Origin of the sequence: Yersinia mollaretii ATCC 43969, assembly GCF_013282725.1 — a bacterium.
GTDB classification, from domain to species: domain Bacteria; phylum Pseudomonadota; class Gammaproteobacteria; order Enterobacterales; family Enterobacteriaceae; genus Yersinia; species Yersinia mollaretii.
Map to the genome: position 1 here is coordinate 2,861,494 of NZ_CP054043.1, position 26,642 is coordinate 2,888,135.

The window sequence follows — 26,642 nt, forward strand, 5'->3', positions numbered from 1 at the left end:
ATTGATAATGTCATTCAGTTTTTTTGATTGTTGTGGTGAGGTGCTATTTTGCGCCGTTCTAATCGCGCTATCGCTCCTGGTACCATGCCAATCAGTACAGCACCCGCTTTAGGGCGATTTATGCTATCTTACGCGCCAGAAAATGCCGATCAGAGAGTCAGTACGATGGAAAACAAAAAAGTATTCCCCAAAGAAAAAAGCGGATTGCATCCCCGAAATCGTCATCGCTCGCGTTATGACTTTGATGCGCTTTCAGTGAGTTGCCCAGAGTTAATCCCTTTTTTGGCCCCGACGGCCTACGGTGATATTTCTATCGACTTTGCCGATCCTTTGGCCGTCAAAATGCTGAATCGGGCGCTACTGAAACATTTTTATGGGATTGAATATTGGGATATTCCCGCTGACTTTTTATGCCCGCCAATCCCAGGGCGCGCTGATTATATTCATCATTTAGCTGATTTATTAGCCAGTTGCAATGACGGGGTGATCCCGGAAGGTAAAAACATTGCACTGCTGGATATTGGTGTCGGTGCCAACTGCATTTATCCCATTATTGGTCAGCGTGAATATGGCTGGCGTTTTACTGGGACTGACATTGATCCACAAGCATTGAGCGCGGCAAAAATGGTGGTATCCATGAATCCGACACTGAGAAATACCCTGCGGTTGAAACAACAAAAAGATCCGCAGGCTATTTTCGAGGGTATTTTGGCGGTGAATGAACGTTACGATGCCACGCTGTGCAATCCCCCGTTCCACGGCTCGGCAGAAGAGGCCGCCGCCACGACACGTCGCAAGCTGCACAAATTGGGTAAAGGTGAGGTTGCCGCCAAGCCAGTACAAAACTTTGGTGGCAAAAATAGCGAACTGTGGTGTGAGGGCGGAGAAGAGGGTTTTGTCAGTCGCATGGTGGTTGAAAGCGCGACTAAAGCGAAGAGTTGTTTCTGGTTTACCTCATTGATCTCCAAGAAAACGACGTTACCCGCCATCTATCATGCTTTGCGCTACGCCAATGCAGTTGAGGTTCGTACCATCGATATGGCGCAGGGGCAGAAAGTGAGTCGTTTTGTGGCATGGACTTTTCTGACGCCGGAAGAGCAAGCTCGCTGGAAAGCAGAACGCTGGACCCCTTCGTCCTTGAAGCCGTAGGGTTGTTAGCTGTGCTCACTCACCCGAATCACTGACTTGAGTCAGCTCATCGGGATGAGTTCGCTTGCTGCCTACCTACGACTCCAATGACTTTGGGGTCACCCTTCGATCTTGAGGCCGTAGGGTTGTTAGCTGTGCTCACTCACCCGAATCACTGACTTGAGTCAGCTCATCGGGATGAGTTCGCTTGCTGCCTACCTACGACTCCAATGACTTTGGGGTCACCCTTCGATCTTGAGGCCATAGGGTTGTTAGCTGTGCTCACTCACCCGAATCACTGACTTTATCTTGAAGCCGCAGGGGGTTAGCCTCCTGCAAATCTCAATACTTTAGTCTATGCTGATTAAGATAAATCTTAGTCAGGCAATATAGCCGACAAGTACACGCTTATTTTTGTTCTTTTGTCGTGTTTTGATTTCATCAATGCAAATACCTCATCGTCCAGGGTGAAGAATAAAATCTCAAGGGAAGCCATTAAGGTTCTCCGAGTTTTACCGTGCAAGTTCATTACAAGCACGTTGAAAAGCACATTACGAATTTGCTGCTCAATCATTCACCAGAAGGACTCCACTTATGTTGTTCAACTTCAGCTCATCTCATGCGTCCTCTCGCGCTGAATTAACATCGATTGATAACGCTGTCCCAATGATTATCTTTAAGCCTGATGGCACGGTAAAGCACGCTAATAAGCTGTTTTTACAGGCGATGGGCTATCAGCAGGATGAGGTGATTGGTAAACACCATAAATTGTTTTGTGACCCGCAATATGTGCTCAGTGATGCCTATCGTCGTCACTGGAAATTGCTCAATGAGGGGCGGCCAATAACCGATAATATTAAGCGAATACGTAAAGATGGCAGCACTATCTGGTTGCAGGGGACTTATACACCGGTACTGGATAATCAAGGGCGCGTGATGGAGATTATAAAGATCGCTCATGACGTCACTGAGCGAATTTTGCAATCTCAGGAACACCAGAGTTTATTAAAAGCGCTTAATCGTTCGATGGGAATGATTACCTTCTCCCCGGAAGGTATTATTTTGGAGGCAAACGATAATCTGCTGAGTGTGATTGGCTATTCACTGGCTGATATTCAGCATAAGTCGCATCAGATTTTGTGTACGCCAGAATTTGCCCACTCAGATCAGTACCGCCAACATTGGCAGCGTTTAGCCCGTGGTGAGTTTATTATCGGACGTTTTGAACGTGTGAACAGTCGGGGTCAACCGGTATGGCTGGAGGCGAGCTATAACCCGATAATGGACAATGAGGGGCAGGTGATCAAAGTGGTGAAAATTGCGCAAGATATTACGCAACTGATGCTGCAACAAGAGCATGAGGAGAACCTGATCCGTGATGTGCATCATTTGTCACTCACGACCGACCGATCCGCTTCGCAAGGCGCTGAGATTGTTCAACAGGCCGTGCGCGGTATGCAGGAAGTGGAGTCTATTGCGCGCGAAACCTCGGATGTGGTGAGTGATCTTGGCCGCTGCTCGCAAGAGATTGGCACCATGGTCGAAGCCATTCGGAAAATCTCGTCGCAAACCAATTTATTGGCGATCAATGCCTCGATTGAGGCCGCCCATGCCGGTGAACATGGTAAGGGTTTCTCTGTGGTGGCAAGTGAAGTTCGCTTGCTGGCAGAGCACTCACGTAAGGCGGCAACAGAGATAGAACAGATGACCAAGACCATTCAGCGCGGTGTGATGGCGGCGATGAAAGGCATGGGAACTTGTGTTGAGCAAGCAGGGGGCGGGGTGACGCTAACGCAGGATGCGGGCGAGGTGATCAATCAGGTCAATATTGGCATGCAGGATGTGGTGAAGCTAATGACCGCCTTTGCTCAGGTCAAGAATCAACAAACTCATGTTTGATCGGATGCCATAAGAAACGGGCGGGGATCATGAAGATGCCCGCCCGTTTTGTTTTAGGATGTCAGCTTTGGTTTAGAATAATGCTAAACCGCTCCTCAAGAGACGTGTTGCAGGAATTCCCGTAAACGTTCACTTGGCGGGTTAGTGATCAGACTGTCTGGATCACCATCTTGCGCCACCCGCCCTTTATCGATAAAGATCAGGCGTGATGCCACTTTTTGAGCAAAGCCTACTTCATGGGTGACGATGACCATGGTCATGCCCTCTTCAGCCAGATCTTTCATTACGGTCAAGACTTCATGGCGTAATTCTGGGTCCAGTGCCGAGGTTGGCTCATCAAACAGCATTAGCTTGGGTTTTACCGCCAGAGCACGAGCGATTGCCACTCGCTGCTGTTGACCGCCCGACAATTCTGACGGGAAATGGTGAGCACGATCTGCCAGTCCAACCTTGGTCAATAACTCCATCGCTAGCTTATTCGCCGCCTCTTTAGAGGCTCCACGCACACGGATTGGGCCAAAGGCCACGTTTTCAAGTGCGGTCAGATGCGGGAACAGGTAAAACTGTTGAAACACCATCCCCGCTTCTTGGCGGATCAGGCGCTCATCGACTTTAGGATCATTAACATCCAGACCATCAACAATCAATTGACCACTGGTAATCACTTCTAGCTTATTGATACAACGCAGCAGGGTAGATTTACCCGAGCCAGAAGGACCAATAATCACCACCACTTCTCCCTTGGTGATATTTAGATTGATGTCGTGGAGCACTTGGGTTTTGCCAAAGTGTTTGGAGACGTTTTTGAATTCAATCATATTATTTTCAGCTTTCTTTCTAACCGGCGCAGAACGAAGCTCAGAGCCAAGGTGATTATCAGATAGATTACCGCCACCGCACTCCAGATCTCCATGGCGCGGAAGTTACCGGCGATAATTTCCTGACCCTGACGAGTCAGTTCTGCCACGCCAATCACGATAAACAGTGAGGTGTCTTTGATACTAACAATCCACTGGTTACCCAGTGGTGGCAGCATGCGGCGCAGGGCCAGAGGGGCAATCACGTAACGCAAGGTATCGCGTTTGGATAACCCGAGGGCCAGACCGGCTTCACGGAACCCGTTGTGGATTGACAGCACCGCACCACGGGTAATTTCCGCGATATAAGCGCCTGAGTTAATAATTATCGTCACAACGGCGGCTGAGAAAGGATCGATGCGCACGGGCATCATCATCGGCAATGCAAAGTAAATAAACATCACCTGCACCACGATTGGCGTGCCACGGATCAGCTCAATAAACACTAATGCGACATTTCTGCTTAGCCAACCACCATAAGCGCGGGCAAAACCGGCTATAACCCCAATAATTAGGCCGCCAAGCAACCCTAGGACCGAAATCCATAGGGTTAACTTGGCGCCTTCAAGCAGGATTGGGATGGCGGGCCAAATAGCGCTCCATTCAAACTGCATGGATATTCTCCTGGTCTAAAAACGGCAAAAATGAATTACTTAGGTTCTACGCCGAACCATTTCTTATAAATCGCAGCGTAAGTGCCGTCTTCTTTCAGAGACTTAAGAGCTACGTTAACTTTGTCACGCAGGTCACTGCCTTGCGGGAATGCTACGCCATACTGCTGAGCTTTAATGGAGTCGCCCACCGCTTTGAACTGACCATTGCCAGCTGTTTTGATGAAGTAAAGGATGTTAGGGGTGTCATGCAAAACTGCATCAGCACGGCCTGTTCCTAACTCCAGATAGGCGTTATCGATATTAGGGAATTGGCGTAAGTCTTTGGTTTTGATGTTGGCTTTCGCATAATCAACAGAGCCGGTGCCGCTTTTCACTGCGACGACTTTGCCCGCCAAATCCGCTTCGCCTTTGATTTCGTTGTTGTCAGCTTTGACCATGACCAGCAGGCCGCTGTTGTAATAGCCGTCAGAGAAGTCGACTGCTTTTTTACGTTCGTCGGTGATGGTGATACCGGCCAGTGCCAGATCCACGTTCTTGGTTTGCAGCGCAGGAATGATGCCACTGAAATCCATCGGCTTCAGGGTGTATTTCACATCCAGTTTTTTCGCGATGGCATCCCATAAGTCGATATCAAAACCGACGTATTTATCGCCTTGTTTGAACTCAAATGGGACAAAAGCGGTATCTGTAGCAACAATCAATTCTTTTTCTGCGGCGTGGGAACTAACGGCAAAGGCCAGCGCGAGTGCGGCCAATGAAACTTTAACAAGTGACTTCATAAGTGGGTGTTCCTTTATGCTTTTGTGGATATACCTTTTGTACCGACGTCACGGGTAACCTGCGACGCCAATTGCTTGGGGCAAAGAGATCCATTTTTATATTTCAGGGAGCAATATGAAAAGATCGTGCCAGAAATGCAAGTTATTTAAAAATAAAGAGTTTGATCTAGGTAGTTAGCCTGAAATTACTTAGTTAGCTCTGTTTGCACCATCGTGACTCACCAAAATGGTGCGGCAATGTCATTGTGGTGCAATGGGCTATATGTTTACTTATTATTAACTCGGCAATCAAGAATAAACAATCGATAAACAACACCGATGTAACAATATTGTTAACTGTATCGAATTTTTGTCTGAAAAGAGTGCAGTCTGGGAGAGGGGAGTGCGGGGGAGATAGCAGGGCCGCTTGACCGACCCTGCCTATTATTTTTCAAATACCGATTATCTTTCAACTTATGATGTATTGGATAAAAAATGCGGGTGTTTACTCAATGTTGGCTTCAAGGAACCACAGGAATTTATCCAGATCACGAGATGCGGCGGTGAACATGTCAGCGCTGGCCTCATCGTCGACTTCAGTGATGGCTTTGCGGATGAAGTTTGCGACGACACCATAGCGATCGGCCAACTCTTTTAGGTGCTCTTGCACACTATGAATATGGGTCGGATAGCTCTTCAATGGGGTTTTATCGGTGACAAGTTGTGTAGTACCGAGCGCCACGCCGCCTAATTGAACCGCTCGCTCTGCAAAAGTATCCAGATGGTCGTTAATGGCGGTACGGAAGCCATCCAACATTTCGTGGACTGCGATAAAGTTAGCACCGCGCATATTCCAGTGCGCCTGTTTGGTGATCAGCGACAGGTCAATAAACTGTATAACCATCTGGTTTAATAGCTTAATCGTCAGCGCCTTAGCATGTTCATCAACGTCATTACGTGTATAGATTAGTTCAGAAGATTTTGCTTTTACCAGTTTTGCTGTACTCATAATAGGTATCCCTTTATTGAGTTGATTGCCAATTTCTTCACCGCAATAAGTATAACAAAGATATTTAAGTTTGCAGGTCAGATAGCGCCTATCAATTAAATAGCTAACTACCGAAAGTGTTTGAAAATGTAATTTTTTGTTCCTTTAATAGGATAGTGTCACTTTTAATTTCAGGTCTAATTGATAATGACTATCGCTGTGATTTATATCTATTTTATTATTTAAAAGTTTTCCAATATGTTGAGTGGTTATTTCATGCTGCTACTAAATTCACATGTTTTAAATTAATGAAATGGCAGGACGGTAAGTGAATAATAAATAAAATAATTCACTAGCTAATAGTTTATAATATGGACTATTTTGATGCGGTTTTATCCGTGCGATATACCGGTTAATTAATTTAACCGGTATATATTGTGAGGTTATGGGCGGGCGCGGGCGACGATAAATAAGCGCGGAAATGCCAGTAAGCGTCTGCCATCAACGAGTGGTGGATACGCAGCATCAATGAGGGCCAGATAATCTTGCAGGAAATCCAATCGCATAGCTTCAGAGAGTGGCTCCAGAAACGGTCGTAAGCCAGTGGAGCGTAACCAGTCAACAATCGCTTGAGCAGAAGGCATTGGATGATAATAGGTCGTGCGCCATATATTCACCTGCTCAGCGGCGGGGGCCAGTAAATCATAATATTGGCTGGCAGTGAGCACTTTTGCCCGAACCGCTCCAGCCTCTTGCAATGTCTGTTGCCACGGCCCATTTTCCGCGACTTTTCGCATAGCCCGATGGCTGGGTTGGTCCAGATTATCCGGCATCTGCACAGCCAACACGCCGTTAGGTGCCAACTGAGCAAGTAGATGCGGAAACAACTGCTGGTGATCAGTTAGCCACTGTAATGATGCATTGGCATAGATGATATCTTGTGGCTCCGAGGGCTGCCATTGGCGGATATCAGCCTCAAGAAAGGCGCAATCAGGTAGGCGCTGCTGCGCGCTCGCTAACATCGCTATCGAATTATCAATGCCGACAAGCTGTGCGTTGGGGAAACGGTGGTGCAGTAATTCAGTGGAGTTACCCGGCCCACAGCCTAAGTCACTGATATAGCGTGGTGTCACAACATCAATTTGCGCTAACAAGTCGGTAGCAGGGCGGGTGCGTTCTGCTTCAAATTGGCGATATAAATCAGGGTCCCAGTCTTGCATGCATGGCCTCCGAGATAAAAAATGCGGTGATAGGGATACTTAAATGCTGCGAACAGGCTCGCATTAAAGGCAAGTCGCTGTGCTCAGCAAAAAGCATGCTACAGATTCTGCAATGGCCCGCTAAACAAGACTGCCCCTGTTGGCTGACCCGTTGGGGAACCCCCATGAGGCTCAAGGCTAATGGCCAGCAGTGAATGATCGGCGAGCTGGTTTTCAGCCAATCTTAGTTGGGTCGGCCCTTGGGCATTGAGCAACCCCAATGAGTGCGGCTTTTCACCGGCAGGAATGCTCCATAGCTCAAGGCTATTGTTGCTGCTTACCACGACGGGATTCAGTGGCGTTAAGGTTAAATAGCGGGTCGATTTTTCCAGACTGACGACCCACTGGCTGTTCTGCTGGCTATTCGATAGGACGGCTATCGGTATCGCAGTGGGGGACTCCACCCATAGGCGCGGCACGATGAGGATCGCGGCCAGACAGGCGGCGAGCGCCCAGCCCATATACGACCAACGATTACGTTTGATGTGGCGAATATTGATCAGGGGTAACTCCAACTCTAAGCGCTTCCAAACGCGCTCAGGCGGCTCTAAAGGCGCGAGCTGATTGTCCAGTTGGGTAAACAGACTCTGCCAACTCGCCACATCTGCCGCCAGCCGTGGGTCACGACGAAATCGGCGCTCAAATCGCATTCGGGCCAGACCGCGCAAGGTGCCTAGTGCATATTCTGCGGCCAGTGCTGAGTCATACTCACGTCTGTTTTTCATAAGCCTACACAGCCCTTTAGGTGGTCCAGTGCACGACGTATCCAACTTTTTATCGTACCAAGGGGTTGTTGTAAATGACTAGAGATTTCCCCATGAGAAAGCCCTTGATAATAAGCCAGCATAATACTTTGACGTTGTTCTGTGGGCAGATGCGCTAAACACTCTGCGAGTTGTTTCGCCTCGCCGTCTTGCTGTAATTGCGCCAGAGGTGTTAGCGCATTATCGGTCAGCACATCAGTTTCATCGCCGTCGAGTGTTTGCAGACGATTATCACTGCCGCGCATCAGATCGATTGCCCGATTGCGAACGATATGGGTCAACCAAGTCAGTGGTGCGCTGAGCTGTGCATTGTAGTTATCAGCCCGATTCCAGACGGTAAGAAAACTGTCGTGTAAAACTTCTTCTGCACGGGCGTGGTTACGTAGCATTCGTAAGGCGACCGCGAATAATCGAGGAGAGGTCAGGCGGTAAAGCTTTTCAAACGCGGACTGATCGCCTTTAGCAATGGCTTCTATCAGTCCGATTTGTTGTTCCAGAGAACACTCATTCATGCGCCAATCCCTAAAAAATCCATCAGGTGCAGTGAGACACTGCACCCAGTATAGACGGGATTTATTTAGGCATCAGGACAGTATCAATCACATCGATCACACCATTTTTCTGTTGTACATCATAGGTGCTGATATTAGCGATATTGCCTTTGCCATCTTTAAGCTGAATGTTATGTGGACCATTATTCATAATCCATAGTGGTTGGCCGTTGACGGTTTTCAGTTCAGCGCTGCCGCCACCGGCTTTAATTTTACTCTCTAGCTGCTTCATATCGTACTTACCTGCCACCACGTGATAGGTCAGAATTTGGGTGAGCATGGCCTTATTTTCTGGTTTGACCAAATTCTCAACCGTACCTGCTGGCAATTTTGCAAATGCGGCATTGGTGGGCGCAAACACGGTGAAGGGGCCGGGGCCTTGCAGGGTGTCAACCAACCCCGCAGCTTTAACAGCAGCGACTAATGTGGTGTGATCTTTTGAGTTCACCGCATTCTCAATAATATTTTTGCTTGGGAACATTGAAGCTCCCCCCACCATGACAGTTTCGGACATCATAGCGGCCATAGAAACAGTGCTGAATACCAAGGAAGCACAGATTGCAGTACGGATAAGCGTTTTCATAATGTATTCCTTTTAGGATGGTAGAGGTGAAGTCTTGCCTCACCTCTATCTATACGAATCAGCCTGCCGTTTTGGATGCAAAAAAATGAAAAAAAAAACCATAAAAGAACGCCAACCCGCGAAATAGCTGGGCTGGCGTGTCATAGATAAAAGTGCCTTTGGGAGTCAAAAGGGCAATTAGGGTGAGCTTGGCTCTAACACCCTATGCATCACATAAGCATCGACATAGCCGAGTTGGCGATGGTTAAAAGCTTTTGGCAGGGTGGCAATAATCTCAAAACCTAGCTTTTGCCATAACGCGACAGCTTGAGTATTGGTGCTGACAACAAAGTTAAACTGCATTGCCCGATAACCCAGCGCGGTCGCCTGCTCAATACAGTGAATGCCGAGTGCTTTGCCGATCCCCAAGCCACGCGCTTGCCCATCAACCATAAATGAAGCATTCGCTACATGGGCACCCAAGTCGCGCTGGTTATTGATGAGTTTATACATCCCGACAATCCGCTGTTGGTGCACGGCGACAAAACAGCGAACACCCGTGCCAAACCAGTAGTCGTAGGCATCTTGCTCAGGTGTATCGGGGCTGAAGACGTAGGTGTCTCCGCCACTGATAACAGCCTGAAATAGAGGCCAAATTTCGGCAAAATCTGCTGCTGTTGCAGGTCTAATCTCCACCTTATGCCTCTTGTCAGTTAATGTTATCAAGCTTTGGTTTAGGTCTGATGGTCAGTGTCGCGCCGATAGAGGCGCAGATGATTGATGCCAGTGCCAGCCATTGAATCAACGTCAGATGTTCATTTAAGAACACTAATCCTGAAATTGCTGCCAATGCAGGTTCCAGACTCATTAATGTTCCGAATGTACGAGTGGGAAGGTTGGTTAGTGCAACCATTTCCAATGAATAGGGCAGTGCTGTGGACAAAATGGCGACAGCTAAGGCAATGGGCAAAATTGCGGGGTCAAACAGCGCCATCCCATTATAGGCCACGCCAATAGGGCAGAATACCAGTGCGGCAATCAGAGAACCTACCGCAACGGTTCCCGGCCCATGGTCACCGCCAGCTTTTTGCCCTGAGATGATATAGAGCGCCCAGCAAGCACCAGCACCCAGTGCGCACGCCGCGCCGAAGGGATCGATAGTGCCCACGTTGTGCCCCAGTGGTAGCAGGAACCATAGGCCCAGTACGGCTAATCCCACCCAGATAAAATCTACCGGGCGGCGAGAGGAGAGCATCGCCAAGGCCAAAGGGCCAGTGAACTCTAACGCGACAGCAATGCCCAGCGGCACCGTTTTCAGGGAGAGGTAAAACAGAAAATTCATGCCACCGAGTGTCACGCCATAAACCAGCAGAGGCAAACGGCTACCGGCTGCAAACCGCATCCGCCAGGGCTTAAAAATAACAAACAAGATCAGTGTGCCGATGCCGAGCCGTAGCGAGGTTATCCCCTGTGCGCCAACTAACGGGAACAAGCTTTTCGCCAGTGATGCACCACTCTGGATAGAGATCATGGCGATCACCAGCAAGAAAATAGGGAGCAACGGAAGTGAATGTTTGGATGGGGGAGACAAAGACATCCTTTTGAGCCTCAAAGAAAATTATTAGGTATTAGTCTTTGCCAGTGTAAATGAAATGTCAGCGGAGTGTTTAAAAATCACCAACACGCAGCCAAAAGAGATAAAAAAATAATTATTTTTATCGCTGTTGTTTTTTTACGCTATTTTTGGCGCTTATTTGAGCTTAAAAATTAAGAATAGTCTGGAATGACTTTTGGTGATGGGGGTCACATAAAGGTGTAAGATAGGGGAAAATCGCAAGCGTATTAGTAAGATGGAAGATACTTGTAATTCTTTGTTACACCAAATAAATGATTAGACAATCATTAGTAGGCAGAGTTTCCTACTGATTGTTGTTATAATTTCATGGTGTTTTTGTTTCATCTAAAAATTTGCGTCTTTCGAGGTGGTTATGATTAAAATTACATGTCTTTCAGCGGTAGCAGCTTGTGTATTAGCAGTGACTGCAGGTTCAGCTTTTGCAGGTCAAAGCACCGTTTCTGGTGGTTATGCCCAGAGCGATTACCAAGGTGTTGCTAACAAATCTTCAGGCTTCAACCTGAAATACCGTTATGAGTGGAGCGATTCCCAACTGGGCTACATCACTTCTTTCACTCACACTGAAAAAAGCAGCTTCGGTGACAGCGCGTCTGTTTACAAAAAAGCGCAATATAACGCAATCACTGCGGGTCCAGCTTTCCGCATCAACGATTGGGCTAGCATCTATGGTCTGGTCGGTGTGGGTTATGGTCGTTCCAGCCAGAACTACCCAACGTCTATGAACGACAAAAACAGCACCAGCGATTACGGCTTCACTTATGGCGCAGGTATGCAGTTCAACCCAATCCAAAACGTTGCTTTCGACGTCTCTTACGAGCAGAGCCGTATCCGCAATGTTGACGTGGGTACTTGGGTTGCTGGCGTAGGTTACACCTTCTAAGCAACTGCTTAGGATGATCAGCTTCCATCTTTAACGGTGAAATGCTGTGCTTAATAAAAATCCGCTCTCGGGCGGATTTTTTGCGTTTATCAGTCTCGGGTGGTGATGGGTTTTGAATCTGTACTACGGTCATTTCAGTGTGGTTGTCAGCGCGAAAATTATCTCACTGCGTTCGCCGCATCGGCGATCAGGGCAATGATCTGCTGTGGATGAGAGATATGTGAGGCGTGGCTGGAGGGCAATTCAATCACTTTTTGGGCCTGAATTCGTTTGGCGAACTCGCGCTGTGTTTCCACTGGCAACATTCTATCTTCCGTCGAAACTTGATACCAACAGGGTTTTACCCGCCAGGCAGGCTGGGCAGACTTATCAGTAAAAGTACGTGCCGCTAAGGGTTTTTGCACCAAAGCCATCACCAGTGCTTCGTCTTCATCAACATCGTGGCACATGTTCTCATGGAACTTATCGGTATCGATCCACAGAAACCCATTATCATCGGGACGAATGTATGCCGCACCAATGGGGGCTTTTCGCAATGCAAAAAGAGTCGATAAGCTTTCACCTGCATCGGGAGCAAAAGCCGCGAGATAGACCATACCGACCACATTTTGCAGATGGCCGACCTGAGTAATCACCATTCCACCATAGGAGTGACCGACCAATAATGTTGGGCCATATAAGACGGTTGTCAGCTTAATCGTACGCTCAACATCATCCGTCAATGAAGTTAACGGATTCTGAATAGCCATCACCCGATGGCCCATAGCATGTAGTGCTGGGAGAATATGCCGCCATTGTGAGCCATCAGCCCACGCGCCATGCACTAACAGAATATTAAGCTTAGTCGTCATATTTCCCCCGAGACGGGTATTACCCGAAACCTTGGATAATATATTTATGCAGAAATAGCATTCTTGACGAATAACAACTTCTACTCATTTTCTGGTGATAATTATTTTTTCTAATCCTGTGGGGATGTTATTAGAAATAATGAAATCTGTTATTAGCGTTAAGTATAAAACTCTACTGGCGGGAGGCTCTAGGATTAAGATGAAAATGAAAAGTTTATACATGCTATCCGGTGAGGATTGATGGCATACAAATTGTGGATAACAAAAACCATAAAACTTAAAATAATAAAAACAACGAATTAACAATGCATCCTGTTGAAGACGGCAGTCTAATTTACTGGTAAAAAAAGAATTCTATGACTAACTACTATTAGCTTTGATTTACCGTCACTGTGCTTATCGTGATTCACATATCAAGCTGAATTAAAATAAAAAAACAATAGTTCGTAATAAAACAATAGGTTGCAATAAAAATAGGCTGTAATCATGACGACACTCAGTGAGCAGGTTCCAATCATGCTACATGACACTAAACTTGAACAACAAATTTTACGGCGATCGATTTTTTGTACTTTGATTATTGCCGTTATGGGGATTGTTTTCGGTATTGTTTGTGGTTCGATGTCGATTATTTTTGATGGCATGTTCTCTGCTTTAGATGCGGGTATGTGCAGTTTATCCTTACTGGTTTCCCGCTTACTGGGTCAACCGAATAGTCGGCGTTTTCAATATGGATTTTGGCATGTAGAACCGTTGGTATTGGCTTTTAATGGCAGCTTATTGGCTTTCCTCTGTCTGTATGCATTTGTTAACGCTATTAAAGGTATCATCGATGGCGGTCGGGAATTAGAACTCGGCTGGGCAATTGTTTATGCTCTGGTGGTTAGCATTTTCTGTTTCACCATCTTCTTAAAACAGCGCCGTTTGAATAAGCGGGTTAAGTCTGAGTTAATTGCGCTGGATACCAAGAGTTGGCTGATGTCAGCTTGCATTAGTTCTGCTTTATTGGTGGCTTTTTTACTTTCCTGGAGTATGGAAGGTACTCGATATGAACATTTGATTGTTTATACCGACCCCACTGTTTTGGCACTGTTAACTCTGATACTGATACCTGTTCCGATAAAAACGGTGATTGCAGCAGTGCGTGAAGTATTACAAATGACGCCAGATACATTAGATACCTCGATGGAGAATTTAATGGATAAGCTGATGGCGAAATACAATTTTGTTGATTACTCACATTACGCCACGCGTATTGGCCGAGGCTTATTTGTTGAAATTCATGTTGTTATACCGCCTGAAATGGAAAACAGTGGCGTGCCTTATTTTGACAAAATACGTGATGAAATATCCCATGCGATTGGTGAATCAGGCCCCCATCGCTGGTTAACTATCTCCTTTACCCGTGATGCTAAATGGTTGTAACACAATGCAATAAACCAAAATGTGGTTTTAAATTAACTCACGAGGGTCATTATTGTTATGGATAAGATGATTGCTAAGCGCCAGATAAAACTTAACCCTATTGATACCCCATCAAGATTTAACGCTGTCTCTAAGGTCGCGATTAGCGATAGCACCATTGCTGCTCGGAAAGCCAAAATCATCAGCAATATGGTCCGGGCTGATATCGATTATCTATTCATTTATGCCGATAAAGAGCATGGTGGCAACTTTGAGTATCTGGCTGGATTTATTCCCCGATTTGAAGAGGCGGCGATGGTGTTACATACCTCAGGGGAAATTTATCTATTGCTGGGTAACGAGAATTTAAAATTATCTCACTATGCACGAGTGAAGAATGTCGGGGTTCATGTTCCCTATTTTTCTCTGCCAAATCAGCCGATGGAAAACAGCAAAACAGTGGCTGAATTGTTGGCGGACACCGGCATTCAAAGGGCTAAAAAAGTGGGCGTCGTCGGGTGGAAACTCTTTACCAGCAAACAGGACGATAATAGTCAGCTGTTTGATATTCCCTATTTTATTCTGGAGGCGATTAAGCAATCTGTTTCACCTAGCACGGCGGTTATTAATGCCACCGCACTCTTTATTGGCAGCGATACGGCTGCCAGAGTAATCAATAATGCTAATGAACTAGCACATTATGAATATGGAGCGAATCTGGCCTCTAATTGTATTCTTAATGCGCTGGCTGCCGTCGATATTGGTAAAACAGAAAAACAACTGGGCAGTTATCTGGCTGATGAAGGGCAACCCAATACAGTCGTCATGATTGCCGCGACGGGCGCTCGTTTTGAACAGGCTAATTTGTATCCCGGTGATAAAGTGGTTCAACTTGGCGATAAGATATCGCTGACCACTGGATTTAAAGGGGGGCTGAGTAGCAGAACGGGCTATGCTGTCCATCAGGCAGATGAACTGCCTTTGGCGGAAAGAGATTATCTCGATAGGGTTGCTATCCCTTATTACACCACCGTCGTGGCTTGGCTGGAAAATATTCGTATTGGCATGTTAGGCAAAGAGATGTATTCGCTCGTTGAGGCGGTATCCCCTAAATCACAATATCACTGGTCGTTAAATCCCGGTCATTTAGTGGCTGATGAAGAGTGGTTGTGTTCCCCTATTTATAGTGGTTCTGAAGAGAGAATCAGCAGTGGCATGTTATTCCAAATCGATATTATCCCTTCAGTAAAAGGTTATGCTGGTGTGAGCGCGGAGGAGTGTATTGCACTGGCAGATCAACAGTTACGCCTCGATCTGGCGACCCATTACCCAGAGGTTTGGCAAAGAATAGAGCATCGGCGTCACTATATTAGTCATGTGCTGAATATACGCCTTAGCGAAGAGGTGTTACCGATGTCGAATTCAGTGGGCTATTTACGGCCTTTCTTGCTGGATAAGCAGCGCGCATTGCAATGTTGCGATAAGGCATAGCACTGATAGTTTAGGTGTCTCGCTAGTTAATATAAGGGGCGATTTCGCCTCTTTTTACGTTCTCTAGCGCCGCTGTAATCTCCGCTTAAATCTCCGTTCACTTGCAGAATTGCTCCCTTGCTGAGATTTCGTGCAAAACTGGAGGCGATACTCTCGCCATCTTGTGGCATAATGCGCGCCGAATCACATTTTCTATAATTCTTGAATATCCCTATTCAGAAATCCAATCGAGAGCGAGCTCTGTGCTAAGTACTAACAATATCACCATGCAATTCGGCAGCAAGCCGCTGTTTGAAAACATTTCAGTAAAATTCGGTGGCGGTAATCGCTATGGCCTGATCGGCGCTAATGGTTGTGGTAAATCCACATTCATGAAAATCCTTGGTGGTGATCTGGCACCTAGCGGCGGTAACGTATTCCTTGACCCGAATGAGCGTCTGGGTAAATTGCGTCAGGACCAATTCGCTTTTGAAAACAACACAGTGCTGGACACCGTTATTATGGGTCACGGCGAATTGTGGGAAGTAAAAGAAGAACGCGACCGCATTTACGCCATGCCTGAAATGAGTGAAGCAGACGGCTACAAAGTGGCTGATCTGGAAGTTGCCTATGGTGAAATGGATGGTTACAGCGCAGAAGCCCGTGCCGGTGAATTGCTGCTCGGTGTGGGTATTCCGGTTGAACAACATTATGGTTTGATGAGCGAAATCGCTCCCGGCTTTAAATTGCGTGTGCTGTTGGCGCAGGCCCTCTTCTCAGACCCGGAAATTCTGTTACTCGACGAACCTACCAACAACTTGGATATCGATACTATCCGCTGGTTGGAACAAGTTCTGAACGAACGTAGCAGCACCATGATCATTATCTCCCATGACCGTCACTTCCTGAACATGGTGTGTACCCACATGGCGGATCTGGATTACGGCGAACTGCGTGTTTATCCGGGTAACTATGACGAATACATGACGGCTGCGACTCAAGCTCGTGATCGTCTGCTCTCTGATAACGCTAAGAAAAAAGCCCAGATCTCTGAGCTGCAATCTTTCGTTAGCCGCTTCAGTGCCAACGCCTCGAAATCTAAACAGGCAACTTCGCGCGCCCGTCAGATTGATAAAATTCAGCTTGATGAAGTGAAAGCCTCTAGCCGCCAGAACCCGTTTATCCGCTTTGATCAGGATAAAAAGTTGTTCCGTAATGCGCTGGAAGTTGAACTGTTGACCAAAGGTTTTGATAGCGGTCCTCTGTTTAAAAAGCTGGATCTGCGCCTGGAAGTGGGTGAGAAAGTGGCTATCCTCGGGCCGAACGGTATCGGTAAATCGACTTTGCTGAAAACGCTGGTAGGGGATTACGAACCCGATTCTGGCACCGTGAAATGGTCTGAAAACAGCAGACTCGGTTATTACGCGCAGGATCATGCCAGCGATTTTGAGATCGAACTGACAGTATTTGACTGGATGAGCCAGTGGAAACAGGAAAAAGACGACGAGCAGGCTGTGCGCAGTGTGCTGGGCCGTTTGCTGTTTAGTCAGGACGACATCAAGAAGAAAGTCGGGGTCTTGTCGGGTGGTGAGAAAGGGCGGATGTTGTTTGGTAAGCTGATGATGCAGCGTCCTAACATTCTGGTGATGGATGAGCCAACCAACCATTTGGATATGGAATCAATCGAAGCGCTTAACATGGCATTGGAAATGTACGAAGGCACATTAATCTTCGTTTCCCATGACCGTGAATTCGTTAGTTCATTGGCGACCCGCGTGATTGAAATGACACCTAGCAAGCTGATTGACTTTACCGGTAACTACGAAGATTATCTGCGTAGCCAAGGTATTCAGTCCTGATTATTTGACGGTGTATCGATAAGAGAGCTGATGCATTGCATCAGCTTTTTTTATGCCCTGAAACCCGCTAAACCTTGCTGCAAACCTCACAATGGGCATCTTTTGTCAGTGTTAAACTGCGAAATTCTGCCGTCATGGCGTCATACATCAATATCCGGCCCGAGACCACTTTCCCATAATCTGTCAGTAATTTTATGGCTTCCATCGCCTGCAAGTTACCAATAATTCCCACCAATGGGGCCATCACCCCAGCTTCAACACAGGTGAGCGCGTTATTGCCGAACAGCCGACTAAGGCAGCGATAACAGGGCTGATCCTCCTGATAGGTAAAGACAGTGACTTGCCCCTCCATCCGAATCGCCGCCCCTGAAACCAGCGGTTTACGCTGGGCATGGCACAGACGGTTCAATTGTTCTCGGCTGGCGACATTATCGGTGCAATCCAACACCAAGTGGTGCCCAGCAATGGTGGCCGCGAGTTGATCGTCATCTAGCTGACCATCAATGGTTTTCAGTGACAGATATGGGGTCATCTCTGACAGTGTGAGTGCGGCAGAGGCGACTTTAGACATCCCGATGCGGTTGTCGCGATGCAGAATTTGCCGCTGCAAGTTGGAGAGAGAAACGGTATCAAAATCCAGCAGTGTAAGATGGCCCACCCCTGCCACTGCCAGATATTGTGCTGCCGCACAGCCAAGACCGCCCAATCCTACGATTAACACCTTGGCTGCGTTAAGCTTTTCCTGTCCGTCAAAATCAAAACCACGCAGGACGATTTGCCGGTTGTAGCGCAGGGCTTGTGCATCGGAGAGTTCAGGCAGCATATCAGCCCCCTAACAGCGCGTTAAATAGCTCTATTTCGACGGTTTCGCCAACCGCTACCGAGCCGCGCTCCCGCTCCAGTACAATGAAACAGTTGCCTTGGCTAAATGAGCTGAATATATGAGACCCTTGATGGCCCGTGGTGCGCACTTCCAGCTCGCCGTTGGTATTGGTAGAGAAAATCCCACGCTGGAAATCCAAACGGCCAGGGGATTTTTTCAATTTTGTCACTGCTTTTGCTTTTAAGCGGACTGGCGGATGCCACTCTGAGTGACCTGAGAGTTTAGCAATCAACGGTTGCACTAACTGATAGAAGGTGAGGGCAGCCGAGACCGGATTACCCGGTAAGCCGCAGAACCAGGCGTGATCCAATTTGCCAAAGGCAAAAGGTTTGCCGGGTTTGATCGCTAATTTCCAGAAACCGATATCGCCCAGCTCTTCCAACATCTGTTTGGTGTAGTCCGCTTCACCGACAGAGACGCCACCGCTGCTGATGACCAGATCAGCAACGCCATCGGCTTGCTCAAATGCTTCGCGTAATGCCTGTTGATCGTCACGGATGACACCAAGATCAATAATTTGGCAGCCTAATTTTTGCAGCATTAAGTGAACCGCAAAGCGATTAGTGTCGTAAATCTGCCCTTCGCCCAGTGGCTGCCCGATCGCTTGTAACTCATCACCCGTAGAGAAAATAGCGATTTTTAATGTTCGGAAAACAGCGACATCGGCGATACCCAGTGATGCCAGCAAGGGGAGTTGTGCGGCACCTAATTTTACGCCAGCAGGGAACACCGCCGCACCTTGCTCAATATCTTCACCCGCCAGACGGATGTTTTGCCCGAGCTGCGCACTGCCAGTAAATGTGATGCCTTGTTCGCTCACCACAGCCTGTTCTTGCATGATAACGGCATCGGCTCCCACAGGAATCGGCGCACCAGTCATAATGCGGACACAGGTGTTGGCAGGCCATGCCTCTTTAAAAGGCGCACCTGCAAAAGCCTTTCCGGCCACCGGAAGTGGCACTCCGCTGCTAAGCTCATTACAGCGCACAGCATAACCGTCCATCGCCGAATTGGCGAAAGGTGGAACGGCAATGGGGGAATTGATTGCACTGGCTGTGATACGCCCCGCAGCATCCGCGAGTGGGACGATTTCTGTTGCTTGCAATGGCGTGACCCGTGACAGCATTTTAGTCAGTGCTTGTTCCAGAGAGAGTAAGTCCGAGGTATTACAGTGATCCATGCTGAGCTCCGTGGTCGGTGCGCACCCTTGCTAAAAGGTATGAAGGGGGCAGAACTACCTATAAAATAAGAGCGCCATTATGGCAGAGATTGTATGGTGGGTGAATGGATGGAGGCCACAGACTGAGACGGTCTTGATGGGTACAACTCTTTTTCACTGATATTTATCGTCGTCTGACGAAGCAGGGGTATGACATGGACTATCAAAAAATTCTTAAGTTCTGGTTTAGTGAAATGGATTCGGCGTTGTGGTTCAAAAAGGATGAAGATTTTGATGCCCATTTACGTCAGCATTTTGGTTCAGTTTGGCAAGCTGCATCAAAGGGAGAACTGGCGCATTGGCGACAAAATATCGAGGGACGTTTGGCTGAAATACTGGTATTGGATCAGTTCAGCCGAAATATGTTCCGCGATTTACCCACCTCTTTTTCTTGTGATGGTATGGCGTTAGTCTTGGCCCAAGAGGCTGTCAGTAGTGGTCAGACAGGGCTATTATCTGATGTACAACGCGGTTTTCTCTATATGCCATATATGCATTCAGAGTCGGCACTAATTCATCAACAAGCGCTGGCGCTCTATACCGAATTAGGCGATGAACTCCAGTTGGATTATGAATTACGCCATAAAGCGATTATTGATCGTTTTGGCCGCTACCCGCACCGAAATCATATTCTCGGACGCGTCTCCAGCGCGGAGGAACAAGCTTTTCTGTTACAACCCGGCTCGGCATTCTAGGCCGAAATGACCCAACAGATAATTGGTCAGTGAAGCACGGATTCTGGCCAGTTATCATTTCCGCAATATGATCAGCCATTGTTGATATCTGAGTTCATCCTCACAAAAACAAATTCGCCATACACGCGAGATACATCATTGTGTAACTGAAATCACAGGGAAATGTGAGTTTATTCCTAAACTGTCATCTCGAAGGCAACACCAATTGAAACGATATTGTTACCAATATATAACAACATAACAATATATAAATGAGTGCTTATGCGGGCATAGGCACTCAACAAGATGACGGACACATCAAATGGCAGAAACAACATCCATCGAAACAATATCGGCAGAAAATGCAGCACAATCAGCACGCTTGACAGAGAAAGCTGATACCCGGCAGAGAATTCGCGCTATTGTTGGTGCCTCCTCTGGTAATTTGGTTGAATGGTTCGACTTTTATATTTACTCATTTTGTGCCCTCTATTTCGCACCTCTTTTTTTCCCCAGTGATAATCCAACGACTCAATTAGTGCAGACTGCGGGGGTTTTTGCCGCCGGATTTCTCATGAGGCCAATAGGCGGCTGGCTATTTGGTTATATTGCCGATAAACATGGACGTAAACTCTCCATGCTTATTTCCGTCTATATGATGTGTGCGGGTTCGCTAATGATTGCCTGCCTGCCAACCTATGCTTCCATCGGCAGTCTGGCACCGATTCTGTTATTAGTGGCTCGCTTATTCCAAGGCCTATCTGTTGGCGGGGAGTATGGCACCAGTGCGACTTATATGAGTGAAGTTGCAGTGAAAGGGCGCAAAGGTTTTTATGCCTCTTTCCAATATGTCACCTTGATTGGGGGGCAATTACTGGCCCTATTAGTGCTGGTGCTATTACAGCAAACCTTGTCATCAGAAGTATTGCACAGTTGGGGCTGGCGAATTCCATTTGTGTTGGGAGCATTGCTGGCGGTGGTTGCTCTCTATTTACGCCGTTCACTGAATGAAACCTCCGATGAAAAAACCCGAAATAAGAAAGATGCCGGGAGTTTGAAAGGTCTGTGGAAGAACCGCCGTGCATTTATTATGGTGCTGGGCTTCACGGCGGGTGGTTCTCTCTCTTTTTATACTTACACCACCTATATGCAGAAGTATTTGGTTAACACTGCCGGAATGGATGTGAAAACTGCCAGTTTAGTGATGACGGCTGCATTGTTTATTTTTATGCTGATTCAGCCACTGTTTGGCGCATTATCTGACCGCATTAGCCGCCGTACCTCTATGCTGACTTTTGGCCTATTATCAATGTTGCTGACGGTGCCTATTTTGCATGCCCTCAAGGGGGTCACTAGCCCTTATATCGCTTTTATGCTGATTGTTACTGCTTTGATTATTCTTAGCTTCTACACCGCTATTGGTGGGTTACTGAAAGCCGAAATGTTTCCACCGGAAGTTAGAGCGCTGGGAGTGGGGCTATCTTATGCCGTGGCGAATGCGATGTTTGGCGGTAGCGCTGAATATGTGGCGCTGTCGCTCAAGTCTTTTGACATGGAAAATAGTTTCTTTTGGTATGTTTCAGCAATGTGTTTCCTAACCTTCTTGGTCTCCTTGCGTTTACACCGTAAAGGAGAAGAGGTCGAGTTATAGCGCTGAAAATAACTCAGCACTGAGATCATGCTTGTGTGGTTTCAGTGCTCGTTGAGTTGAGCACTATCAACATTTTTAATCGATATAATATGGCGATTTATACAATTTACCCATCAGATGAAATTGCCATCTTTCATGGTAATGATTCTGCTTCCATAGGTTGAGGCTTCATCTGAATGGGTGACCATAATAATGGTTGTACCTTTCTTATTGATATATTTTAATTGCTGAAGTACGCCACGTGCATTTTTACTGTCCAAATTGCCGGTGGGTTCATCTGCCAAGAGTAATGCCGGTTCGGATACCATCGCTCTGGCAATAGCCACCCGCTGCTGTTGGCCGCCTGACAACTGCATCGGTTTATGATCTCTCCTGTTGTCGATACCGAAAATATTTAAAACTTGATTGACTCGTTCAATGCGCTCCTTTTTGGCAATGCCACGATATTTCAGCGGCAACGCGACATTATCAAAAATGGATAAATGGGGAATCAGATTAAATGATTGAAATATATATCCTATCAACTCTCGACGTAACGAAATTTTCTGTGAATAATTTAGGTTTGTAACCTCTCTCCCCGCTAAGGTAAGTGAGCCTCTGTCCAGAGAGTCAAACATGCCGATAATATTGAGTAATGTTGATTTACCCGATCCTGATGGCCCCATGATAGAAACGAAGTCACCTTTTTTTACGGTAAGATTGAGATGATTTAAAGCCTTGGTTCTAACCGTTTTGGTTGTGTGGAACTTGTCCGCATTCTGCATATTTAGCATGTTATTTGAACTCAACAATATTGTACTCAGTACTATTCTTCTCTGGGAGTATAACTATGCATTCCCCCGCCTTTAATCCTGATGTAATTTCTGTTTTCATGGCATTTCTTCGTTTTACTTCAACTTTTGTTTTCATCGCATGATCAAATTTTTCCTGATAAATATAGAGGTAACTGTTTCCATTTTTGTCTGAAATAATGCTCTCGCTAGGCACTAGCAATACGCTATTGTTTTTCTCTTGCAATGGAATGTGTATTTCAATGGATTGCCCCCTTTTAAGTTCGAGAGAGGTTTCGTCAACGGGAATGAGTTTAGCTTTGAACTGACCATTTTCTACAATGGTGGATACTGACTCAATAAAAAGGGGGGTATCCTGCCCACTGATTTGTGACGCGATGTGGCTCTGCGGCTTGATTTTATCGAGATAATACTCACTGAAATAAGCATTGAAGTAATAAGATGTTAAATTATCTATTACGGCGATTTTCTCACCCGGTTTTATTTGCTGCCCTAGTTCGATATCGAGAAAAGATAACGTCCCATCAATAGGTGCGGTTATAACGAGTTGCTCCAAGCCACTTTCAACCATCTTCATCATTCTTCCAAGTAATTGAATGGATTCCTCGATGTGCTTAAACTGTGCTGGAATTGATTTTTTATTCGCATCATTATGTTGGTTAAATATTTCACTCTTGATTTTCCAATGCCGGAATAGATCGAGCTGATACTCTACCTCTGACTTTGCAATCAGTGAGTTTTTATCGAGCGCTTGATGCCTTGCCAAATTCTTAGAAATTATCTCTAATTGATGTTGAGCCTCTTGCAAATTAACTTTTGTGTCGCGATTATCTTGCTCCAATCGCATCTTCATATTACGTAAGTTATTTGTTTGCTCTGTAATATCAGCCATCTTAGATGTTGTTTCTAGCATGAAGTCATAATTAGATAAACGAGCGATCACATCGCCTTTTACGATGCGCGCAAAAGCGGGCTTGACGATTTCAATGACTTTCCCTCCACGCTCACTCGATACAATAATACTCTCCTTGGGGACAGTTATGGCGCGGGTAATCAATGTCTCTTGATAAGCTTCCGGTTGAACCGTATGAAAGGTGACATCCTCCCGTGAAATTAACAAGGTGCTTTGCAGTGTGGATAATCGGATGATATAAAAAACACATGCAATAAGCATAAGCAATGTACAGAATACAATTAATTTCGCATTTCTATTTGTAGGCTTTTTTTTCTTGATTTGTATATCCATATAATCTGTTCTTTGTTTTCCGTATTTAAGGTATTTTTATTGAGAGTTTTTTTTGGAAAATGTGTTATTGAAAAATAAGGTGGCACACATAACCATGATAATAGTAACGATGAATGCTAAGAGTGCAGCCATGGCATAGATATATGACAGTCCATTGACAATAACATATTGATTAAGCCAGAGGTTCAGTAAAAACTGCCCTGCAGGGAGAGAGATTATGACTGCAACAAAGACCGGTGCGATATTTTGTTGTATAAAGAAAACTATGTTCGTGTAAATAGATCCACCTATTGCGTCCATTATTCTTAAGGTCTTTTCGATTCGTTTTGTCTCTGACATGCTAATGATAACTGTACTTATCAATATCAATGCCATTGACAGTAAGGTCAGGTTATTGACGGTTGTTTGTATTAATTTACTACTGCTTAAGCTCTCTTGATGTAGAGAGTTAACTGATTTTATTTGTTCAGGAGTGATGTGATAACGCTCAAGGACTCTTTTTGTCATGGCAATATCGTGACTGGTTTGTAGTTTTAGTGCGCCATATTGTTGCGTTTTATCTTCAATAAATATGAGTTGTGGCGTCACTTTTTCATTTTGTTCGGCAAGATAAAAATCATTTACGACACTAAGGATGCGTATTTTACGTTGTGCATCACCGCTGTATATATAAAATGTCGTGTTAAGCACCTCATCATAGGATGCAAATCCCATTGCAGAAATAAAAGACTTTGTCACTATGGCATGATAAAGGTCATCACTATCACTTGGTACAAGAGTATGTTCATTGCCAGCTAATGTTTTTAAACCCCAAACATCGACAAAGTTTTTATTTGCATTAAGAATATTTATAGACACTAACTTATCTTTCTCTTGCTGATTTTGATGAGATATTGAAGAGCTGTGTCTTGACCTATTAAAGGGTTGCCAACTGCTTAATGAGAGTGCCTTTACCCCAATAGTGCGTTTAAATTCATCTTCTAAGTTATTGATTGATGCTGTGGTGCTCAGCTCATCACTGAGAGGGAATGTTATAATATTGTCTTTTTCATAGCCAAAGTCATGACGTTGTATAAAGCTGTTTTGTGTCATGATACCTGCCCATAAATAGATGATGACACCCGCAATAATTATTTGAACGCATAATAGACCTTGATAGATGTAACGCGATAACGGCTGATCATTATAGTAATTACTGTGACTGGATGGGTTGGGAAAGACGACAACATAGAGATAAGTTAAATGGGATGCTATCACTGCGGCATAGATGGACATCAATACCGGCAGGAGTGCGTGCCATAAATAGCTAATGCCCTGAATTAGGATTAGCGTTTTGATATTAATAGACAGAGAGATCAGAATTACCAAAAGGATGATTGCTGATATCAGTATGCACAGTGTTTGTAATGTTGCGATGTAAAATGACTCTGTTAGCAGTTGAGCATGAGATGCACCCACTGACTTTTTTATCTGAAAACTGCTTTTTTTATTGCTATTGATGACATTATTAACATTGAAAAAATTCATGACCGTGGTTAAAAAGATAAAGATACCCGCAGCATACAACGTATATATATAGGATTTTGAAATTACTGTACTCATTTCATCAGGCAACGAATTGTCGTAATGAATATCAGTGATGTTGCGTGCCGATAGCTGAATAAATTCTTCGGGGCTAACGATAAATGGTGCGCCAGGAAGGCGGGGGACATGTTGAGTAATCAGTGTATTCAATTGCTCGGTAGTGAGTTTTGTACCGGGTTCTATAGTGACAAATGCATAGACATGCATATCGTACCAATCATGCCGTTTGTCATGGTAGCCATCAATCATCTCTGGAGAAAAAGCAATAACCGCCTGCGTGTTAAAACGGCTGGCGTTATTGAGCTCAACCACCTCTTTTATTACGTATTGGTGTTTCCCCCCTAATGTAATGATCTGCCCTTTAGGGTTATCCAACTGAAGGTATTGGCGATTAAACTCAGGCGTGATAATAATTTCATTCCGGGCCAGAGGGGGGATTTTTTGCGAGTAGGGCATGACGATATTGAAAAAGTTTGGGCTAACAGCATAGATATCGACTTTGTTATATACTCGGGCATTGACTTGCAAATTTGTGAATAATCGAAACGTGTAGGCTATTTTCTGAATGTTTTTCTCATTTTTTAATACGGATAATAGAGGCAGTGCCACTTGAGCGGATGTAATTTTGTCACCGCTAGGCAGAGTCAATTGAGTTTCTAGACGATAAGTTTGCGAATAATGACTATGATGTTTTTCAATATTGTTATCTGTTAAATAAAGCACTAATACTAAAAATGATGAAACCATTCCCAATGTGGTTATTGTTATGGCTAATATACTAGCCATTGGGCTGAGTTTTACATCATTGAAGAATTCACTTATAAGCATGCGGGAATATCTCGCTTTATTTATCTGTTTTAATGGCTTTGTTGTTACGCGGTTCGATAATTAATTATCTCGCGCTAATACTTCTCCGCTTATTTGTAATTCTTTTTGATCTGATTATCAATGTTTTTTGGTTTTTATTATTCTTGATCTTAATAATGATTAATTACCGCCGCTACTAATTGTTGCTATAATCGATATTAATTAATATTGAACGTTACCGTTATTGCCCACTATATATAATAAATAAAGCCCCCGTAGGGGCTTGAGGTATTTAATGATTATTAAT

At 45.5% G+C, this 26,642-nt stretch carries 24 protein-coding genes; 8 read left to right on the forward strand and 16 right to left on the reverse strand.

What is annotated here, in order from left to right; translation table 11 throughout:
- Window positions 1-165: 165 nt before the first annotated feature.
- Entirely contained in the window at window positions 166-1,149 is a 984-nt protein-coding gene (rlmF, locus tag HRD69_RS12605) for a 23S rRNA (adenine(1618)-N(6))-methyltransferase RlmF (RefSeq protein WP_172984645.1), read from the forward strand.
- 573 nt (window positions 1,150-1,722) lie between these two features.
- Window positions 1,723-3,027: a methyl-accepting chemotaxis protein gene (locus HRD69_RS12610; protein ID WP_004876351.1), complete on the forward strand. Its 1,305-nt coding sequence runs from the start codon at window positions 1,723-1,725 to the stop codon at window positions 3,025-3,027.
- Between the two features lie 95 nt (window positions 3,028-3,122).
- On the opposite strand, the gene glnQ is transcribed toward HRD69_RS12610, so the two are convergent.
- From glnQ to rhtA, 10 genes are all read right to left on the reverse strand, one after another.
- Complete coding sequence (glnQ, locus tag HRD69_RS12615) at window positions 3,123-3,845, reverse strand: glutamine ABC transporter ATP-binding protein GlnQ (RefSeq protein WP_032815118.1); 723 nt, start codon at window positions 3,843-3,845, stop codon at window positions 3,123-3,125.
- On the reverse strand, window positions 3,842-4,498 hold the full coding sequence (glnP, locus tag HRD69_RS12620; RefSeq protein ID WP_004876347.1) for a glutamine ABC transporter permease GlnP: 657 nt from the start codon (window positions 4,496-4,498) through the stop codon (window positions 3,842-3,844). The genes glnQ and glnP overlap by 4 nt, the downstream gene beginning before the upstream one ends.
- Before the next feature lie 35 nt (window positions 4,499-4,533).
- Window positions 4,534-5,277, reverse strand: a complete 744-nt coding sequence (glnH, locus tag HRD69_RS12625) for a glutamine ABC transporter substrate-binding protein GlnH (RefSeq protein WP_004876345.1) — start codon at window positions 5,275-5,277, stop codon at window positions 4,534-4,536.
- A 484-nt stretch (window positions 5,278-5,761) separates the two neighbouring features.
- Window positions 5,762-6,265, reverse strand: a complete 504-nt coding sequence (gene dps, locus HRD69_RS12630) for a DNA starvation/stationary phase protection protein Dps (protein WP_004876342.1) — start codon at window positions 6,263-6,265, stop codon at window positions 5,762-5,764.
- Window positions 6,266-6,687: 422 nt separating this feature from the next.
- A complete protein-coding gene (gene tam / locus HRD69_RS12635) occupies window positions 6,688-7,464 on the reverse strand; it encodes a trans-aconitate 2-methyltransferase (RefSeq protein WP_004876338.1) in 777 nt (258 codons plus the stop codon).
- A gap of 98 nt (window positions 7,465-7,562) precedes the next feature.
- The gene (locus HRD69_RS12640) at window positions 7,563-8,228 is read right to left on the reverse strand and encodes an anti-sigma factor (protein ID WP_032815117.1); all 666 of its coding nucleotides are present in this window, start codon (window positions 8,226-8,228) and stop codon (window positions 7,563-7,565) included.
- Window positions 8,225-8,779 (reverse strand): sigma-70 family RNA polymerase sigma factor, encoded by a 555-nt coding sequence (locus HRD69_RS12645; RefSeq protein WP_004876334.1) that lies wholly within the window; start codon window positions 8,777-8,779, stop codon window positions 8,225-8,227. Before HRD69_RS12645 ends, HRD69_RS12640 begins: the two co-directional genes overlap by 4 nt.
- A 61-nt stretch (window positions 8,780-8,840) precedes the next feature.
- Window positions 8,841-9,401, reverse strand: coding sequence for a fasciclin domain-containing protein (locus tag HRD69_RS12650; protein WP_004876333.1), 561 nt, complete (start codon window positions 9,399-9,401; stop codon window positions 8,841-8,843).
- 177 nt (window positions 9,402-9,578) lie between these two features.
- The gene (locus tag HRD69_RS12655) at window positions 9,579-10,076 is read right to left on the reverse strand and encodes a GNAT family N-acetyltransferase (protein WP_004876330.1); all 498 of its coding nucleotides are present in this window, start codon (window positions 10,074-10,076) and stop codon (window positions 9,579-9,581) included.
- A 13-nt stretch (window positions 10,077-10,089) separates the two neighbouring features.
- Window positions 10,090-10,977: a threonine/homoserine exporter RhtA gene (gene rhtA / locus HRD69_RS12660; protein ID WP_032815116.1), complete on the reverse strand. Its 888-nt coding sequence runs from the start codon at window positions 10,975-10,977 to the stop codon at window positions 10,090-10,092.
- Window positions 10,978-11,368: 391 nt separating this feature from the next.
- Between rhtA and ompX the strand changes: the two genes are divergently transcribed.
- A complete protein-coding gene (ompX, locus tag HRD69_RS12665; RefSeq protein ID WP_032815114.1) occupies window positions 11,369-11,896 on the forward strand; it encodes an outer membrane protein OmpX in 528 nt (175 codons plus the stop codon).
- Window positions 11,897-12,054: 158 nt separating this feature from the next.
- Here ompX and HRD69_RS12670 read toward each other — a convergent pair whose 3' ends face one another.
- Window positions 12,055-12,747: an alpha/beta hydrolase gene (locus HRD69_RS12670; RefSeq protein WP_004876326.1), complete on the reverse strand. Its 693-nt coding sequence runs from the start codon at window positions 12,745-12,747 to the stop codon at window positions 12,055-12,057.
- A gap of 486 nt (window positions 12,748-13,233) precedes the next feature.
- On the opposite strand from HRD69_RS12670, the gene HRD69_RS12675 reads away from it, so the two are divergent.
- From HRD69_RS12675 to HRD69_RS12685, 3 genes are all read left to right on the forward strand, one after another.
- Window positions 13,234-14,172, forward strand: a complete 939-nt coding sequence (locus HRD69_RS12675; RefSeq protein ID WP_004876324.1) for a cation diffusion facilitator family transporter — start codon at window positions 13,234-13,236, stop codon at window positions 14,170-14,172.
- A gap of 57 nt (window positions 14,173-14,229) precedes the next feature.
- A complete protein-coding gene (locus tag HRD69_RS12680) occupies window positions 14,230-15,642 on the forward strand; it encodes a M24 family metallopeptidase (RefSeq protein ID WP_004876322.1) in 1,413 nt (470 codons plus the stop codon).
- A 242-nt stretch (window positions 15,643-15,884) separates the two neighbouring features.
- Window positions 15,885-17,480: an ABC-F family ATPase gene (locus tag HRD69_RS12685; RefSeq protein WP_071984862.1), complete on the forward strand. Its 1,596-nt coding sequence runs from the start codon at window positions 15,885-15,887 to the stop codon at window positions 17,478-17,480.
- Between the two features lie 67 nt (window positions 17,481-17,547).
- On the opposite strand, the gene moeB is transcribed toward HRD69_RS12685, so the two are convergent.
- Complete coding sequence (gene moeB, locus HRD69_RS12690; protein ID WP_004876319.1) at window positions 17,548-18,303, reverse strand: molybdopterin-synthase adenylyltransferase MoeB; 756 nt, start codon at window positions 18,301-18,303, stop codon at window positions 17,548-17,550.
- A 1-nt stretch (window position 18,304) separates the two neighbouring features.
- Window positions 18,305-19,543 carry a molybdopterin molybdotransferase MoeA gene (gene moeA / locus HRD69_RS12695; protein WP_004876317.1) on the reverse strand — a complete coding sequence of 413 codons (1,239 nt, stop codon included), beginning with the start codon at window positions 19,541-19,543 and terminating at the stop codon, window positions 18,305-18,307.
- 194 nt (window positions 19,544-19,737) lie between these two features.
- On the opposite strand from moeA, the gene HRD69_RS12700 reads away from it, so the two are divergent.
- Together HRD69_RS12700 and HRD69_RS12705 are read left to right on the forward strand one after the other, a co-directional pair.
- On the forward strand, window positions 19,738-20,277 hold the full coding sequence (locus HRD69_RS12700; RefSeq protein ID WP_004876315.1) for a DUF924 family protein: 540 nt from the start codon (window positions 19,738-19,740) through the stop codon (window positions 20,275-20,277).
- 301 nt (window positions 20,278-20,578) lie between these two features.
- Window positions 20,579-21,907 carry an MFS family transporter gene (locus tag HRD69_RS12705; RefSeq protein WP_004876311.1) on the forward strand — a complete coding sequence of 443 codons (1,329 nt, stop codon included), beginning with the start codon at window positions 20,579-20,581 and terminating at the stop codon, window positions 21,905-21,907.
- A 113-nt stretch (window positions 21,908-22,020) separates the two neighbouring features.
- On the opposite strand, the gene darD is transcribed toward HRD69_RS12705, so the two are convergent.
- The 3 genes from darD to darB are packed head-to-tail and all read right to left on the reverse strand — an operon-like array spanning window position 22,021 to window position 26,356.
- On the reverse strand, window positions 22,021-22,680 hold the full coding sequence (gene darD / locus HRD69_RS12710; RefSeq protein ID WP_032815113.1) for a darobactin export ABC transporter ATP-binding protein: 660 nt from the start codon (window positions 22,678-22,680) through the stop codon (window positions 22,021-22,023).
- A 1-nt stretch (window position 22,681) separates the two neighbouring features.
- Window positions 22,682-23,944 (reverse strand): darobactin export ABC transporter periplasmic adaptor subunit, encoded by a 1,263-nt coding sequence (darC, locus tag HRD69_RS12715; protein WP_032815112.1) that lies wholly within the window; start codon window positions 23,942-23,944, stop codon window positions 22,682-22,684.
- 36 nt (window positions 23,945-23,980) lie between these two features.
- Window positions 23,981-26,356 carry a darobactin export ABC transporter permease subunit gene (gene darB, locus HRD69_RS12720; protein WP_004876304.1) on the reverse strand — a complete coding sequence of 792 codons (2,376 nt, stop codon included), beginning with the start codon at window positions 26,354-26,356 and terminating at the stop codon, window positions 23,981-23,983.
- Window positions 26,357-26,642 lie beyond the last annotated feature (286 nt).